We start from the raw sequence: 16,772 nt of genomic DNA, 5'->3' as shown, positions 1-16,772 counted from the left end.
GTAAAACCCATTGCTAAAAATCTAAAGCATAAGTATACTAATAACCAGTGAGCAGGCACGATAAAACAACAAAAATACAGAAGTTCAAATTGCCATTAAAAACGTTGGCTGCTGCGTTCGGTATCTTGTCGGTACTTGTTGCGCCAACACTCTATTCGCCAAAAGTCGCAGCTGACGCTATCAACAACACGGACTTCGTATTTACTATCGATACCAGAAAGCCAGGGTCGCCAAACACTCAGTTTGTTATTCCGACAAGCGGTTCAGGGTACAATTATACTGTTGACTGCAATAATGACGGTGTAACTGAGGTATCTGGGCAGACTGCCTCTTATACTTGTAATTACGCTACGCCGGGAATCTATACTATACGCATTGGCGGCGCCTTTCCATGGTTTATCGTGAATGGTAGGGGTGATAGGCTAAAACTGCTTTCGATTGATCAATGGGGTACGAACATGTGGAAGAATATGCGTTCTGCCTTTGCTGGCGCGGAGAATATGGATGTCAAGGCAACTGATACGCCAGATTTAAGCCAAGCCACTGACTTATCGTGGATGTTTGTTGGAAATAAATCGCTGAAAGGCGAGTCTGCTAATTGGAATTGGAATACGTCAACTATTACCAAAATGTCGGGTGTCTTTCAAAATGCAAACCAATTTAACCAAAATGTAGGTTCTTGGTATGTTTCAAAGGTGACTGATACCGCTGGTATGTTTAATGGCGCCAGCGCTTTCAATAACGGAGGTAGCGATTCTATTGCGAATTGGAATACGTCGAACCTCGTGATTGCAAATGATATGTTCCGAAAGGCGGCGTCGTTCAACCAGCCGATTGGCTCGTGGGATATGAAGAAAGTGCAGTTTCTTGTTCGTTTTTTAAGCGATGCAACTTCGTTCAATCAATCGCTAGCTGCTTGGCGATTGGATTCGTTGATTATTTTGCCGGGAAAGCCGTTGTCTGGTGCGGCGGCCGCGCTTGATCATACAGCGATTTCGCGCCAGAATTACGATGCTATGCTAATTGCTTGGGATGCGCAGAATCTAAAATCGCCAATGTCGCTTGGTGCGGCCGGTTTGAAATTTTGTGCAGCCGCTTCGGCGCGGGCTAATATCTTGAAGCCTGTTGTCGACGGCGGACACGGCTGGGTAATCACTAGTGATGGCAGGCTGTGTATAAAACATAAAGTAACATTTGATTCGCAATCCGGTTCTGCCGTTCCAAATAAGATGGTAGGCTATACGTATCCTTTCAGACCGCCGGTCGCCCCGACCCGCTCTGGCTACACTTTTGCCGGCTGGTACACAGATACTGCTTTTACGACTGCTTGGGACTTTGCGAACGATACGATGCCAGACAATGACTTGACCTTGTATGCAAAATGGACGAAGAACCCTGCGTCTGCCTCTACGCTGTCTCCGGAGTTGCCAAAATCGCCTGGTGCCAGACTGGCTGAAACGGGCTCAAATACAGTGCTGTTTGTCTTGGCGGCGTCTATCTTTGTAGCTTCTGGTATTGTTTTGTTCAAGAAGCAAGCGAAACGTCCGTAATATAGGCAGGGAAAGCGAAAAGATGGCTTCTCTACTATTTCCAGAAAACTAGTGTCGAATCAGGAAATATCAAAGACGAAAATTAGTTCAAGATGTAGGTTCGGTTGTTGCTGGTCAGGTTTGTATTGCGGGGTGATAATGTGCTAGTAAACTTCTGTCGCCTCTGATATACTTAGAAGCAATGGGAAAGAATCTTTATATCACAACGGCGATTCCATATGTCAATGGCAAGCCGCATATCGGTAATGCGCTAGACTATTTGCTTGCAGATATCTGGTCGCGCTACCAGCAGCAGAAAGGCAAAAAAGTGCGCTTCCAGGTTGGTACTGACGAGCATGGTAATAAAATTGCCGCCAAGGCTGCCGAACAAAACCTGACGCCGCAAGCATATGTCGATCAAACTCATCAAAATTTCAAGATACTGATGGATGCTGAACACGCCGAATATACTGATTTTGTCCGTACGTCTGATTCACATCATATGGGGGCGGTGCGCTATATTTGGAAACAGTTGGACCAAGCGGGGCTGATTTATAAAAGTACTTACAACGGCTGGTACTGTATGGGTCATGAAGCTTTCTTTACTGATAAAGAAGTTCAAGAAACTGGCGGGGTTTGCCCCGACCACCAAACGCCTTATCAACAAGTTAGCGAAGAGAATTATTATTTGAAAGCGAGCGCTTATACCGATAAAGTTCGCCAAGCAATCGAGTCGGGTCGAATGAAAATTGTACCAGAGTTTCGTAAGAAAGAGTTTCTGGAATTAATGAAAGACGGCTTGCACGATGTGTCAATTAGCCGGCCGCGCAAGAGCCTGACCTGGGGAGTACCGGTACCAGGAGACGACAGCCAGGTGATGTATGTCTGGTTGGACGCCTTAGCTAATTACATCACGGTGCTAGGTTACCCGGATCAGCCGGAGTGGAAAGATTTTTGGCCAGCTGACGTGCAAGTGATTGGCAAGGATATCCTGCGTTTTCATGCCGGTATTTGGCCAGTAATGCTATTAGGGGTTGGTCTACCGCTGCCGAAGACGCTGTTAGTGCATGGTTTCGTTAATGTGGGCGGCGCTAAGATGAGCAAAACTGTTGGCAATGTCGTCGATCCGATGGAGATTATCAAGGATTACGGCGTTGACGCTTTTCGCTATTACTTTTCGCGGCATATTCCGACCAAGGATGACGGTGACTTCACCTGGGAGAAGTTTGAGAAGGCTTATAACGGAGAGCTCGGCAATGATCTCGGTAATTTAGTGCAGCGGGTTATTGCTATGATTCAGCGTTATCAGTCGGGTGTAATTGGCGAGATTCCTCGCCCAGGACACGATATGGGGCCATACCGCCAGGCGATGGAAGCGCTTGATTTTGATCGAGCAATAGATGAAGCATGGCAACAGGTGCGAGCACTTAATCAATATATTGATGACGTTAAACCGTGGGAAGTTGCCAAGAAGCGCCAAAAGGACGCTGATGCCGCCGAGCATTTATCGGAAATCTTATCTTATGCTGTTGGTGCGCTTGAGGAAATTGCTGATTTGCTAATTCCGTTTATGCCAGTGACCGCTAGCACTATTCACAAGATGTTTTCGGCAGGAGTTGTGCCCGAGAAAGCAGCGCCACTTTTCCCAAAAATCTATATTCATACGCCCGATCCGCAAACGGCATCTAGTAAAAAGAAATAAGCCAAATGAATTCGTTGCTTCGCTTGGTTGATACGCATTGTCATATTCATGATAGCGAGTTCTATGACGCTTCGGCGCGCGAGAAGGCTTACCAGGAATCAGTGAAGAATGGCATAGCGATGATTTGTGTTGGTACGGATTTGCGCAGCTCGCGTCAGGCTCTAGAGTTTGCTAGGATGCATGATTTTGTTTGGCCAGTCGTCGGCATTCACCCGCACGACGCAGCGACAAATAACGTCGAGGAATTGCGCCAATTGGTAGCAGGCAATCGCGATGAAATCGTCGGCATTGGTGAAATTGGTTTAGATTATTTTTATGATAATAGTCCGCGCGATATTCAACAGGGCGTTTTGCGGCGGCAGCTTGAAGTAGCGCGAGACTTTAATTTGCCGATTAGTTTTCATGTACGCGACGAAAGAGCCGCTGTTGGCGCAGTCTGGGCGGATTTTTGGCCGATTTTCGATGAATTCAAAGGTTTGCGCGGCATTTTGCATAGCTTTACCGATTCTGAGGAAAATTTGCAGCATGGGCTGGATCGTGGTTTATACGTTGGTGTTAACGGCATAAGCACTTTTACTAAAAATAAAAATCAACAGAAAATGTTTAACCAAATTCCGCTTGAACGCTTAGTTTTTGAAACTGACGCACCTTTCTTGACGCCAGCGCCATTTCGTGGTAAAGTGAATATACCAGCGTATGTGAGACAGGTAGCAGAATATCATGCGCGCGCTCGTGACCTTGCTATAGAAGAGGCCGCTAGCGTAACTACTCGCAACGCGCGGCAAATTTTTGGGATTAATTATGAATGAGAGTTTTAATAATAAAGTAAAACCTTATGCACCGGTAGAAAATGCCGGTCATTTTAATTATGAACAAACTGCTAATGGCAATTCTTATCGTAGTCCTGAGCTAGAGCGCTTAGGCGAGCTAGCGCGTGAATATGCTGAGTCGGCCAATCAAACAACCGAATCGCTCCAGGTTGATTATATAGAATTGAATAGCCCGAAACCCGAAAAAACGCTGCTTACTCCTGAGCAGGAAATTGCTGCTACTGGTCAACGCGTGATTGGTTTACGAAATAAATACGATGGGGACTATGCTAAATATCTAGAGGGATTTGGTCTAGCTGCATAAATTATGGTCAAGCGTGTTCTCACAAAAACTCTCAAACTTTTTGTCGGCGATGACTTATCGCTCGGTTTGCCGAAGCTTCGCAAAAAACGTCCGCTCAAGAAACTGAGTGAGCGCGAACTGTTGGCGCTAGAAAGTGAAATTGGCTCGGAACTTTTTGGAGAGGTGCCGAAGGGTCATCGCCGCGAATTCTTTTGCTTGGACGAAAAAACATGGATGTGGCATGAGGAATGGATTGATGCTAAGCACAAACTTAAAACTCACACGATCAAATATGAAGTAACCGATCGAGGTATCTTGAAAACTCAACCTGGCCCGCGTTATTCATACCTCGAGGGTGATGAATTGCGTAATTTTAGTATCGCTACGCAAATGTATTATGAGCAAGTTGCCCGCCAAGTTTACAAGCGAGATCCCGAGACCGGCGAAAAATTGGTATAATAGAAAGCGTGAAATCATCAATAATCTATCTTGACCATGCTGCTGCCACGCCTCTAGACGAGCGCGTTTTGGCGGCGATGCAGCCGTATTTCTCTGAGATGTTTTATAATCCTTCGGCGCCGTATGCTCCAGCGGTGGAAGTCAAGCGCGCTTATAATAAAGCTAAGCATCGTTTGGCAGTTTGTCTTGGCGGACAGGCTAGCGAGCTGGTTGTGACGGCTGGTGCTACCGAATCTATTAATTTAATGATAAATAGCGTTGACGGGCATATCGTATCAAGTACCATTGAGCATGATGCAGTACTGAAAGCGCTTGGTGATAATATAACGCTGGTGGCTCCATCTAAAAAAGGCAATATCGTGCCGCGCGATATTCAAGCAGCTATTAGGCCAGATACGCAGCTAATAACTATCGCTATCGCCAATCACGAGCTTGGCACTATTCAACCGCTACGCGACATTGCTGAAGTTGTCCGTGCTGAGCGTCGCCGCCGGTTTGAAGCAGGCGAACCGACGCCGATCTATCTGCACACTGACGCTTCGCAAGGGGCTGGGCAGATTGACATCAATGTAGCGCGGCTAGGCGTTGATGCGTTGACACTAAATGCTGGTAAGATCTATGGCCCGAAACAAGTTGGTTTGCTTTGGTGTAATCGGATGATACGCTTGCAGCCGCTAGTTCGCGGCGGCGGGCAAGAGCGGGGCTTGCGCAGCGGGACCGAAAATGTTGCGGGCACTATTGGGTTTGCAGTAGCGCTAGAATTAGCGCAGCAACATCGTAATTCTGAGAATAAGCGCTTGCGCCAGTTGCGCGACCAGCTGCAAAATCAGCTGACAGAAGCTTTTCCGTGGGCGATTGTCTCTGGCGATCAAAAACATCGCTTAGCAAGTCATTTGCATATATCATTCCCCGGAATTGATGCCGAACGGTTAGTTTTTATACTAGAGCGAAAAGGGGTGCTGGTAGCGACTGGCAGTGCGTGTGCTGCAAATTCCGGGACGCGTTCGCATGCGCTAGAAGCGATTGGCTTAGCGCCAGAGGCGGCGGACGGCAGTTTGCGTCTGACACTGGGTCGCCTATCGGATGCTGAAACGTGCACGGCGGCTGCCCGAGAAATTATCGCTGCGATTAATACAGAAAAGGCCAGGTTAGCTTGAAAAGATTTTTAATAGCTATCGTTACGCTGGCCATTGTTTCGGCTGCAATAATCATCGGTATTACTTTGTTTTTATCAAAGAACGATTTGCAAGGCTGTGGCGATATTCCAGATGCGACACGCCAACAGTGTGCGGCAGCCGATGCGATTGTAGCGGTGAGCGGCGGCGATACCAGCGCTCGTACGGCCGAAGCGGTGAGATTATACAAGAATAGCTGGGCGCACAAATTAGTTTTTTCTGGTGCGGCAGCTGATAAAACTGGCCCGAGTAATGCTCGAGCAATGAAGAGGCAGGCTATCGTTGCAGGCGTACCAGCTAGTGATATTTTGATAGAGGAAACTAGCGAAACGACTGCCGAGAATGCCTCGCAAACCGTCAGCCTGCTCAAACAAAAGCAGATATCATCGGTAATTTTGGTGACAAGCGCTTACCACTCGCGGCGAGTTTCAATTGAATTTACTAAAGCGGCGCCAAATATACTAACGCGTAGCCATCCAGTAGCTACAGATAATCAATGGTCGAATATGTGGTGGACAACTGTTATAGGCTGGCAGCTAGCGTTGCAAGAGCTGGTAAAGATTATGGGAGTTGCAGCGGAATGACCAGACCGCGTGTTTATGTTGGTATGAGTGGCGGCGTCGATAGCAGCGTCGCGGCAGCATTATTACTTGACCAAGATTATGATGTTACTGGCGTCTATATGAAAAACTGGAGTCAAGATCTACCCGGTATGCAGTGTCCGTGGGCTGAGGACCTGGCTGATGCCAAGCGGGTGGCAGTGCAATTAGGAATTGATTTTAAAGTATTTGATTTCGAAACACAGTATCGCCAAAAAGTTGTTGATTACATGCTTGACGAATATCGTGCTGGTAGAACGCCGAATCCAGATATCATGTGCAATCAAGAAGTTAAGTTTAAACTATTTTTAGAGACTTCGCTGGCGGCGAAGGCGGATTATATCGCAACTGGTCATTATGCACGGGTTGAACGTTTAGCACATACTGCACGCTTGCTTCGTGCTGGCGACGATAACAAAGATCAAACTTATTTTTTATATCGCGTGACGTCTGAAGCATTAGCGAAAACAGTGTTCCCATTAGGAAATCTGACCAAACCTGAAGTGCGTCAAATTGCCAAAGATCGCGGCCTATGGACAGCTCGCAAAAAAGAATCTATGGGTGTGTGTTTCGTCGGCAATGTTGGCATGCGCGAATTTCTTAGCCAGTATATTACGACGCGTCCGGGCGATATTATTGACAAAGAATCGGGCCGGGTGCTTGGCCGGCATGACGGTGCAATTTTTTATACGCTTGGTCAAAGACATGGTCTGGATGTTGGCGGCGGGTTGCCGTATTATGTGGTTGGCAAAAATATGGACAAGAATGAGGTTTACGTTAGCCGTAATATCAACGACGAACACATGTGGCGAACCGAGATTAAGCTGACAGATATTCACTGGATTAATCAACCTTTGACTGAAGATGCGCGAATACAAGTTCGATTGCGCCACCGCGGGGTGCTTATTAACGCTATATATAGTACCGACACGCTACATCTAGAGTCTGCCGAACGAGCTGTAGCGCCTGGACAGTCGGCAGTGATCTATCGCGGTGAAGAGTGTCTAGGTGGCGGCTTGGTGATTTGAGCCTCTAACTTACGTTACTTCTTCGTATATTCAAGTTGGTTTTCGTGCTATAATTACCTCTATGAACACACAAGAAATCCGCCAGAAATATCTCGAATTTTGCCAAAGGAACGGCCACGTTGTTATTGAGCGGGCGCCGCTTATACTGCACAATGACCCGACGACGTTATTTACCGGCTCGGGCATGCAGCCGTTGCTGCCGTATTTGCTAGGCCAGGATCATCCGCAAGGCACTAAATTGGCTGATAGCCAGACGTGTTTGCGGGCGCAGGATATTGAGGATGTTGGCGATAATCGCCACACGACATTCTTTGAGATGTTGGGCAATTGGAGTATGGGCGAATATTTCAAACGCCAGCAGATTGAGTGGTTTTTCGAATTTTTGACAGAAATAGTTGGGCTAGATCCGCATAAAATCTACGTCAGCTGTTTTATCGGCGATGAGAAAAATAACATTCCGCGCGACGATGAAGCAGCGCAAATTTGGCAAGAAGTTTTTGCCAAAAAAGGCATTGAAGCTAAAATCGTCGAGCTGGATAGCGCTGAAAATGGCGACAAGCTGGGTATGCGGGGCGGTCGGATTTTCTTTTACGACGATAAAGAGAACTGGTGGAGCCGCGGCGGCGGGATTGATAGTACGCCGATTGGTGATCCGTGCGGGCCGGATAGCGAGGTATTTTATGATTTTGGCGAACAGCATCATGATGCTAGTTTTGGGCAGGCGCATCCGGCTAGCGATAGCGGCCGATTTATGGAAATTGGCAACCAAGTGTTCATGCAGTATCGCCGGCTGGACGACGGTAGTTTTGAACCGCTGAAACGCAAGAATGTTGATTTCGGCGGCGGCTTGGAGCGGATTGCCGCGGCAGCAATTGACAGTCCTGACGTTTTTAAGATCAGCCTACTACAGCCAATTATTAAAAAGCTAGAAAGTCTAAGCGGCAAGGAATACGCTACGCACACCGCATCGATGCGAGTGATTGCTGATCACCTTCGGGCAGCGGTATTTTTGGCGGTCGACGGCTGCGTGCCGAGCAATAAGGAGCAGGGCTACGTGATGCGCCGCTTACTACGCCGGGCGATTCGCTATAGTTTTGACCTGGGGATTGAGCAGAATTTCCTGGAGGAAGTCGTGCCGGTGATCGCTGACTTATATGAAGCGGATTTCCCAGAGGTTAAGGAAAACCGCGAGAGTATCATCGCTGTGCTAGTCAAAGAGGAAAAGGCTTTCCGCCAGACACTACGCAAAGGTCTCAGGCAAATGCAGCATTATATCGACGACGGCTTGACTGGCGAAGAGCTATTTACGCTATATGATACGTTTGGCTTTCCGGTGGAGCTGAGTACCGAAGAGGCCTATAAACAAGGCATCAAGCTTTCTGACAATTGGCGCGCCGAATTTGATGCGCGAATGGCCGAGCAACGCCAGCGTTCCAAGACAGCGCGCAAAGGGCAATTTAGCGGCGGCCTAGAGGGCCACGATCCGATTCATCTCAAATACCACACGGCGACACACCTGTTGGGAGCGGCGCTGCGCAAAGTCCTCGATGCACCGGATTTGCAGCAGCATGGCAGCAATATCACTGCTGAGCGCCTGCGTTTTGATTTTAATCATGATAAATTAACATCAGAGGAAAAACAGGCGGTGGAGGATCAGGTCAATGCTTGGATCGACGCTGATCTGCCAGTTAGATTTGCCGTCTATCCGACTGATGAGGCGCTAAAAATGGGTGCTATCGGCGCGTTTGGCGAGCGCTACGGTGATGAAGTGAAAGTCTATTCCATCGGTGAAGGCGACAATATCATCAGCTTTGAAGTTTGCGGCGGTCCGCACGTCGAGCACACGGGTGTTTTGGCCGAGGGTGGCAAGCGATTCAAAATCACCAAGGAAGAGTCCAGCTCGGCGGGAATTCGCCGAATCAAGGCTGTTCTAAGATAGATGATTAACTGTTGCCTCAAAATCACAAGCGTTATATAATAAAAAATACATGGCATTGAAAGATATATTGAAGAAGTCTGAAAAAGAGAACCGCGAGCTGTTGGTGGCACTGGATGTTGGAACAGAGGTGGTGAAGGCGTTGATCGCTGAAGTGAAAGACGACACTTTGGAGATTATCGGTGTTGGCCGCAAGCAGCAAGAGATGGGCGACATGCATATGGGTGCTATTGCCGATATCGCTGGGGTTGTTGCTAACTGTGAGGCTGCTTTATCTGAGGCTGAAGATCAGGCTGGCGTGCAAGCTAAACATGTGGTTATCGGTATCGCTGGCGAACTGGTCAAGGGTGTTACTAACACTATTCGCTATCGTCGCCCCCAGCCAAATAAACCGCTTGATGTTGCCGAAATGGAGTTTATTATAGAGAAAGTCCAAGAGAGGGCTCAGAGTAGGGCACAGGCACAAATTGCATTAGAGACTGGTAATCAAGATGTTGAAGTAAAGTTGGTTAATTCAGCTCTGGTTAGTATTCACATTGATGGCTATAAAGTGTCAAATCCGATTGGTTTTCAGGGGCGAGACGTGGCGGTGCAGATTTATACCGCTTTTGCCCCGATGGTTCATATCGGTGCGTTAGAGAAGGTAGCTGATGAGCTGGCACTAGAATTGATCGCGGTGGCTGCAGAGCCTTTTGCGGTCAGCCGAAGTGTGCTTGGTACTGATGTTGACAGCAACTTTACAGCAATCTTGGCGGATGTTGGTGGCGGAACAACAGATATCGCGGTGGTCAATGATGGCGGTGTTGAGGGCACGAAAATGTTTGGCATTGGTGGACGAAGTTTCACCCGGACGATTGCTCAAGACCTCGATTTGAGCTTCAAGGACGCAGAAAAGCTGAAAATTAATCTTGATAAAGAGTCGGTTAAGCCGACGGTGAAGAGAAGAATAGACGAAGCGATCGATAAGACTCTTGAAGTTTGGCTGTCTGGCGTTGAGCTGGCTTTGGGTGAGTTTGACGCTATTGACTATCTGCCGAATCGTATATTGTTGTGTGGTGGTGGTTCGAGCTTGAAGAGGATTGCTGAAGCTCTGAAAGATAGGAAATGGGACGACAATTTGCCATTTACGAAAAAACCGGTCGTGCAGTACATTAAACCGAGCGATGTTACTGGTATAATTGACACCACTGAAAGTGAAATAGATCATACGTTCATTACGGCGATGGGGTTGTTGCGTGTTGGTTATGATACAATGATTGGGAGCCAAGACGGTAATGGTTTGATGGAAAAAGTAAATAGACTGTTGAAGATTTAAGATGAATAAAGACGTTATTTATATCGATACTGAAGATGATATTACCACTATAATTGGTAAGGTTAAGTCTTCAAAGGAGCGGATTATCGCCCTTGTTCCGCCGCGACGAATCGGAGTACTGCAAAGTGCGGTAAATATTCGACTTTTGTCGCGGGCAGCAACTGCGGCGAAAAAGCGGATAGTTATTGTAACTAATGATGCTGTGCTGTCTGGCTTGGCTGCAACAGCTAAAATACCAGTTGCCAAGACGCTGCAGAGTAAGCCAGAGATTGCCGAGGTGCCAGTTTTGAAAGTTGATAATAATGATATCATTGATGGCGGCAGTCTGCCAGTCGGCGATATCGCTAAAGCTGCTGAGAAAAAAGCCAAGGCTGACGATGAGGCGGTTGATAAAGTGTTGGCCGAGAATGCAGTTAATGAGGCAAAAGATAGTAAGAATGGCTTGAAAAAGAAGTTGCCGAAAGTGCCTGATTTTAATATTTTTCGGAAAAAGTTTCTGCTGATTGGCGGCGGCGTAATTTTGCTGGTTGGCTTTTTGGTGTGGGCAGTCGTGTTTGCGCCGCACGCGAAGGTGATTATCTCGGCAAAAACTACTAGCGTGACGGTTAGTCAGACAGTTACCCTGAGTACTGATTCGACTACGGACGCTGCTAGGAATGTCGTCAAAGCCATCAAGAAGGAAATGAATAAAGAGGTCAGTATTGAGTTCGCTGCGACTGGTAAGAAAAATGTTGGAGAGAAGGCGACTGGATCGGTAAAGTTTAGTAATCTTTCCGATGAAAATATTACAATTGCGGCTGGAACTACTTTGAAGAGTTCAGGCGGCTTGTCGTATACGCTCGCAGCTTCAGTAACAGTTCCACGCTCTCGAGTTTGTTCTGGCAGTGTTTGTTATGGAACAGCAACTGGCTCGATTACTGCGGCTGAAGGTGGGGCACAATATAATGCAGCAAGTGGCGAGATGGCAATTTCCGTTAAAGATATTTCAGCAACTATGCAATCACCGACTGGCGGTGGAACGGACAAGACTGCGACAGTTCTCACCCAGGAAGATGTTAACTCTGCGAAGGGTAAGCTAAATGAGGAGAAAGCCGATGGCTTGAAAGAGCAGCTTATGAAGACTTTTGGCGATTCTGCGAAAGTGGTTGACGAGAGTTATGGCGAGAAGCGTTCTGATCCTAGTGCTAGCGTGTCTGTTGGTGCCGAAGTAAATGGTAATGTGAAGCTAAAGTCAACTGTAACAGCAAGTATGTTGGCAGTGGAATCATCAGAGCTTAAGACTTTTATTGAGGCAAAAATAAAGGGCGAAATTGCCGAGAAGAAGTCTCAAAAGATATACGAAGATGGTGCGAACAAGGCTAATTTCTCGCAGTTTACCAAGTCTGGTGCTACATCAATGGTTAAGGTAACTGCGAATGGTGCGGTTGGCCCAGAGATACGCGAGGACGATGTGAAGAATCAGGCCAAAGGTCAAAATTATGGCGATGTTCAGTCGGCGATTGAAGCGATTCAAGGAGTTGATGATGTTGATGTGAAGTTTTCTCCTTTCTGGGTCAAATCTGTACCAAATGACGTAAATAAGATTAGCGTTGAGTTTCGTTTGAATCATGCCAAGTAGAAACTTTTTGGCATTGGATGTCGGTGAGCGGCGGATTGGTTTGGCGATGGCTGATAGTCAGGTAAAAATTGCCATACCGTTTGGCTGGCTGGAGAATGACGAGCGAGTTATTGTTCGCATTACCGAGTTGGTGTTGCAGCACGACATCAAAACGATCGTTGTTGGTTATCCGCGTAACCAATCTGGCGAGCCGACGCAGCAGACTGAGTTTGTCGAATCTTTTGTTGAACGGCTTGCTGATATCGAGCTTGACACTGATATTGTCTTTCAGGACGAATCTTTGACTAGTGTTCAGGCAGAGCAGCGATTGGCGGGGCGAATAAAAGATAAAGGTGAAATTGACGCTGAGGCGGCGAGTATCATTTTGCAGGATTATTTGGAGGCGAATATATGAAAATTAAAAAGCGGCGATTGTGGATATTTATTTTGCCAGTAATGATTGCTGTCATGGGGTTGGCGGCACTTGGCAGTGCTTTGTGGTACAGGCAGGCCTTAACGCCAGCTGACAGTAATAATCATTCTGTGACTCGAATTAGCGTTAAACAAGGAGATACTTCGGCGAGTATCGCAGATGAGCTTGTGCAGAAAAAACTAATTCGCAATGCCCTCGCTTTTTCTTTTTATGTGCGGTGGCATGGTTTAAGCGGCAAGTTCCAGTCTGGCGTTTATTCCGTCAAGCCGTCCCAGACAGCCGCAGAGATTGCTCAACATTTGACGAGCGGTAAGTCGGACGAGGTGTCGGTAACATTTTACCCTGGCTCAACTCTTGATGTAAAAGCTCGTAATTCTGACGGTCGAGAAGTCGCCTCTGTTTTGAAAAACTTGGGTTTTTCTAATGAGGATATTAAAAAAGCCTTTTCTGCCACATATACGAGCGACGTGTTCGCTGGGCGACCTGCTGGGTCGAGTCTTGAGGGTTACATTTACGGAGAAACATTTTATGTTTTGCCTAATGAGTCAGCTGAGCAGATTTTACTTCGTTCAATACGTCAGCTAGAAAAAGTGGCTAAAGAATATAAACTGGAAGAGAAGTTTAAGGCTCGTGGATTGACTTTATATCAGGGAATTACCTTGGCCTCGATTGTGCAAAAGGAGTCGATTGGTTGCGGATCAGCGGCAATTTGCGAGGACCAGCGTCAGATTGCGAGTGTATTTTATAATCGTCTGAAGGCGAATATGGCACTTGGATCTGATGTAACGTATCAGTATATTGCCGACAGAGATGGGATAGTGCGTTCGCCAGATATCGATTCTCCATATAACACACGTCGCCATAAGGGTCTGCCTCCAGGTCCAATCGCAACGCCTAGTTTGAGTGCGTTGAATGCGGTCGCTGACCCAGCTGCAACTGATTATCTCTATTTCTTGAGTGGCGATAACGATGTAACATACTTCTCGAAGACTAATGAGGGGCACGAGGCGAATATTCGCCAACATTGTCAGAAAAAATGTCAAATATCTTGACAGAACGTCTATTTTATAAAATATGTTGACATTATTGTCAATGTTGTGTAAAATAAACAATAGCTCGTTCGTTGGTGTTGTTTTTGTAGAAGCTACACTGGTGAACGGCCTACCAATAATGTCGCTACGGATATAGCAAACCAATCTTAGAATATAAACTAATCATTAGGTCGACAACATATCCTGTTCTATTGCGAGAAGAAAGACGTTGTGGTAGCGGTGCTGGCGGTAACGCTAGTGCGAGGAGTACGGTTATTCGTAATCATTTATTCGCTCGTAAGAGCAAGATAAAAGGAAGGTATATAGCTTTATATAGCGGTATTTTTGTCCTTTCTATTTCATTATTATTGTACGGAAATTATAATGGCGACACCACTGCGGTTGTTGATAAAAAGACAGTTGCATCAGCCGAAACTGTTTCGCCAGCGGCTGAAGTTGCGACAGAGGCGATATCTGTAGATAAGTTAGCAGCAGCAAGTGCTGTGACGAATTTGGCTGAAACGACACAATTGCCATCTGCTGGTGATTTACGAGAGGCAACTGCGTCTTTGAGTATCAAGAAAGACTTGTCTCAAAACGACAGCGAGGTTATTACCAAACCAGAGATCGTCAAGCCAGAAACTTCGGCGGCACTTGGCATTACCTCATATGTGACGAAAGAGGGCGACACGATGGACAAGATTGCTGCTCGCTTTAAGATTTCGGCACAGACGTTGCGTTGGGCGAATAATACCAATTCAGATGCGATTGAGCCGAATAAAACTTTAGTCGTGCCAATGACTGACGGCATTGTTTATACGGTTAAGGATGGTGACACTGTGCAGTCTCTGGCGGAAAAATATAAGACAGACGCTAAGCGAATCGTGCTTTATAATGACATTGAAGAGGGCTCGTCACTGACTGCTGGTGCTCGTATCGTGCTGCCTGGTGGTGAGCTGCCAGAAAATGAAAGACCAGGCTATGTGGCACCGCGCTCAGTTACACGCTCATATTCTTATGGCTACGGCTCACAGTCCTCGGTCGGATCAATTTCACGCAATACTGCAGCTGCTTCGGTTGGAAATAGATATGCTGCCGGCAACTGTACCTGGTACGCTTACGAAAGACGACTAGCTCTTGGTCGACCGATCGGTAGCTTCTGGGGCAATGCTAATACTTGGGATGATAGCGCTCGTGCAGCTGGATTTATAGTGAATAATGTGCCGGCACCTGGTGCGATTATTCAGAACGACTGGGGTGGTGGTGGTTATGGTCACGTCGGTATCGTTGAGCGGGTAGATGGTCAGAATATCTATGTTTCAGACATGAACTTTAGGGGTTATAACATTATCTCTTCTCGCACTATTTCTATCGCCGAGGCCGGTCGCTACAAGTTTATTCATTAAAAGCTTAATCAAATATCGAATAATACCTCATCGACTGATGGGGTATTATCTGATATAATCGTCATATGTTTGTTGATATTGCAAGGGTTTTTATTCGAGCTGGCAAGGGTGGCAACGGAGCGGTCAGTTTTCGGCATGAGAAATATGTTGACAAGGGCGGTCCTGATGGTGGTGACGGCGGACGTGGTGGTGATGTGGTGTTTTTGGCTACCAAAGACCTTAATACGCTACTGAACTTTCGCTATAAACCAGAACTGAAGGCGGAAAATGGTGAGGACGGCAGTAAGCGTAAAAAGCGTGGCAAGAGTGGCTCGCCACTGGTGGTTAAAGTGCCGATGGGTACGCTGGTCAAGTGCGACGGCAAGGTGGTGGCTGATTTGACGGCAGACCAGCAACAAGCAGTCGTTGCTCGTGGCGGTGATGGTGGCTTTGGTAACGCACATTTTACGTCTAGTACCCGCCAAGCACCAAAGATGGCTGAACTTGGTGAGGCGGGTGAAGAATTTGAGGCAGAGCTGGAATTGAAATTGCTGGCCGACGTTGGCTTGGTTGGGTTTCCAAATGCTGGTAAGTCGACATTTTTGAGCGTGGTTTCCAATGCCCGGCCAGAAATTGCCAATTATGAATTTACGACGTTGACGCCAAATTTGGGTGTAGCGGATGTTGATGATGGCTCAGTTTTGATCGCTGATATTCCAGGGTTGATTGAGGGTGCCTCGGAAGGCAAAGGCTTGGGTGACCAGTTCCTTCGCCATGTTGAGCGGACTGCTGTGTTGTTGCATATGATTGATGCCTATAGTGACGACCCTGCAGAAAAGTACCAGACTATTCGCCGCGAGCTGGAAAAATATTCCGAGGAGTTGGCGGCGCGTCCAGAGATCATCGCTTTGACGAAATGCGAAGGATTGGATGATGAAATTATTGCCATGCAATCAACGGTGCTCCAGAATGTAGCCAACGGTTCACCGGTGCTGGCGATTTCCTCGCAGACACATGCTGGCGTGACCGAGCTGCTACGCCTACTGCGTCGTGAGGTTGCGGACTATCGAGAACGGGAAGCTGAGTTGGTTGAGGAAGAGGGCGATGATCTGCCGGTCATTGCTTTGGATGCGCAAGCAGCATCTGATGCCTGGGCGGTAGAGCGGGTTATTAGTGATGAATCTGAGGTGGCGGACGAGGAAGATGTAGTTGACTTTATCATCCGTGGTGCTAAAATTGAAAAATTTGCTCGCCGCACTAATTTTGATCAGTTTGAATCAGTCAATCGCCTGCGGGATATCATGCGGAAAATGGGTATCGCTCACGAGCTAATCCGTCAGGGTGCGGTGGGTGAGACCGTAGTGCAGATTGGTGAATCGACGCCGTTTACGCTGGTTGAGCAGTAGAATAAAGTGCATTGTTGACAAATTTTGATATAAAGATTGTAATCTACAGCTTAGGATTAATTAG

15 protein-coding genes are annotated in these 16,772 nt (G+C 47.1%); all 15 read left to right on the top strand.

The window, feature by feature from the left end; all coding sequences use genetic code 11:
• Positions 1-47 precede the first annotated feature (47 nt).
• The 15 genes from G1ANC_RS01750 (at position 48) to obgE (ending at position 16,708) form a co-directional block, all read left to right on the top strand.
• Complete coding sequence (locus G1ANC_RS01750; RefSeq protein WP_129693315.1) at positions 48-1,550, top strand: BspA family leucine-rich repeat surface protein; 1,503 nt, start codon at positions 48-50, stop codon at positions 1,548-1,550.
• Between the two features lie 181 nt (positions 1,551-1,731).
• On the top strand, positions 1,732-3,231 hold the full coding sequence (metG, locus tag G1ANC_RS01745) for a methionine--tRNA ligase (RefSeq protein ID WP_129693314.1): 1,500 nt from the start codon (positions 1,732-1,734) through the stop codon (positions 3,229-3,231).
• Positions 3,232-3,236: 5 nt separating this feature from the next.
• Positions 3,237-4,040 carry a TatD family hydrolase gene (locus tag G1ANC_RS01740; protein ID WP_129693313.1) on the top strand — a complete coding sequence of 268 codons (804 nt, stop codon included), beginning with the start codon at positions 3,237-3,239 and terminating at the stop codon, positions 4,038-4,040.
• The gene (locus G1ANC_RS01735) at positions 4,033-4,365 is read left to right on the top strand and encodes a hypothetical protein (protein ID WP_129693312.1); all 333 of its coding nucleotides are present in this window, start codon (positions 4,033-4,035) and stop codon (positions 4,363-4,365) included. The genes G1ANC_RS01740 and G1ANC_RS01735 overlap by 8 nt, the downstream gene beginning before the upstream one ends.
• A gap of 3 nt (positions 4,366-4,368) precedes the next feature.
• Positions 4,369-4,803, top strand: a complete 435-nt coding sequence (locus G1ANC_RS01730) for a hypothetical protein (RefSeq protein ID WP_129693311.1) — start codon at positions 4,369-4,371, stop codon at positions 4,801-4,803.
• Between the two features lie 8 nt (positions 4,804-4,811).
• Entirely contained in the window at positions 4,812-5,960 is a 1,149-nt protein-coding gene (locus G1ANC_RS01725; RefSeq protein WP_129693310.1) for a cysteine desulfurase family protein, read from the top strand.
• On the top strand, positions 5,957-6,562 hold the full coding sequence (locus tag G1ANC_RS01720; RefSeq protein WP_206660701.1) for a YdcF family protein: 606 nt from the start codon (positions 5,957-5,959) through the stop codon (positions 6,560-6,562). Before G1ANC_RS01725 ends, G1ANC_RS01720 begins: the two co-directional genes overlap by 4 nt.
• Positions 6,559-7,605 (top strand): tRNA 2-thiouridine(34) synthase MnmA, encoded by a 1,047-nt coding sequence (mnmA, locus tag G1ANC_RS01715; RefSeq protein WP_129693309.1) that lies wholly within the window; start codon positions 6,559-6,561, stop codon positions 7,603-7,605. Before G1ANC_RS01720 ends, mnmA begins: the two co-directional genes overlap by 4 nt.
• A 61-nt stretch (positions 7,606-7,666) precedes the next feature.
• Positions 7,667-9,544 (top strand): alanine--tRNA ligase-related protein, encoded by a 1,878-nt coding sequence (locus G1ANC_RS01710; RefSeq protein ID WP_129693308.1) that lies wholly within the window; start codon positions 7,667-7,669, stop codon positions 9,542-9,544.
• Positions 9,545-9,593: 49 nt separating this feature from the next.
• On the top strand, positions 9,594-10,856 hold the full coding sequence (locus G1ANC_RS01705) for a cell division FtsA domain-containing protein (RefSeq protein WP_129693307.1): 1,263 nt from the start codon (positions 9,594-9,596) through the stop codon (positions 10,854-10,856).
• Between the two features lies 1 nt (position 10,857).
• The gene (locus tag G1ANC_RS01700; protein WP_129693306.1) at positions 10,858-12,474 is read left to right on the top strand and encodes a carbohydrate-binding protein; all 1,617 of its coding nucleotides are present in this window, start codon (positions 10,858-10,860) and stop codon (positions 12,472-12,474) included.
• Entirely contained in the window at positions 12,464-12,868 is a 405-nt protein-coding gene (gene ruvX / locus G1ANC_RS01695) for a Holliday junction resolvase RuvX (protein WP_129693305.1), read from the top strand. The genes G1ANC_RS01700 and ruvX overlap by 11 nt, the downstream gene beginning before the upstream one ends.
• Positions 12,865-13,938 carry an endolytic transglycosylase MltG gene (gene mltG / locus G1ANC_RS01690; protein WP_129693304.1) on the top strand — a complete coding sequence of 358 codons (1,074 nt, stop codon included), beginning with the start codon at positions 12,865-12,867 and terminating at the stop codon, positions 13,936-13,938. The genes ruvX and mltG overlap by 4 nt, the downstream gene beginning before the upstream one ends.
• A 191-nt stretch (positions 13,939-14,129) precedes the next feature.
• Positions 14,130-15,323: a CHAP domain-containing protein gene (locus G1ANC_RS01685; RefSeq protein WP_129693303.1), complete on the top strand. Its 1,194-nt coding sequence runs from the start codon at positions 14,130-14,132 to the stop codon at positions 15,321-15,323.
• Positions 15,324-15,388: 65 nt separating this feature from the next.
• Positions 15,389-16,708, top strand: a complete 1,320-nt coding sequence (gene obgE / locus G1ANC_RS01680) for a GTPase ObgE (RefSeq protein WP_129693302.1) — start codon at positions 15,389-15,391, stop codon at positions 16,706-16,708.
• Positions 16,709-16,772: the final 64 nt, after the last annotated feature.

This window comes from Candidatus Nanosynsacchari sp. TM7_ANC_38.39_G1_1 (assembly GCF_004138385.1).
This window is presented reverse-complemented; position numbering and strand designations above follow the sequence as displayed.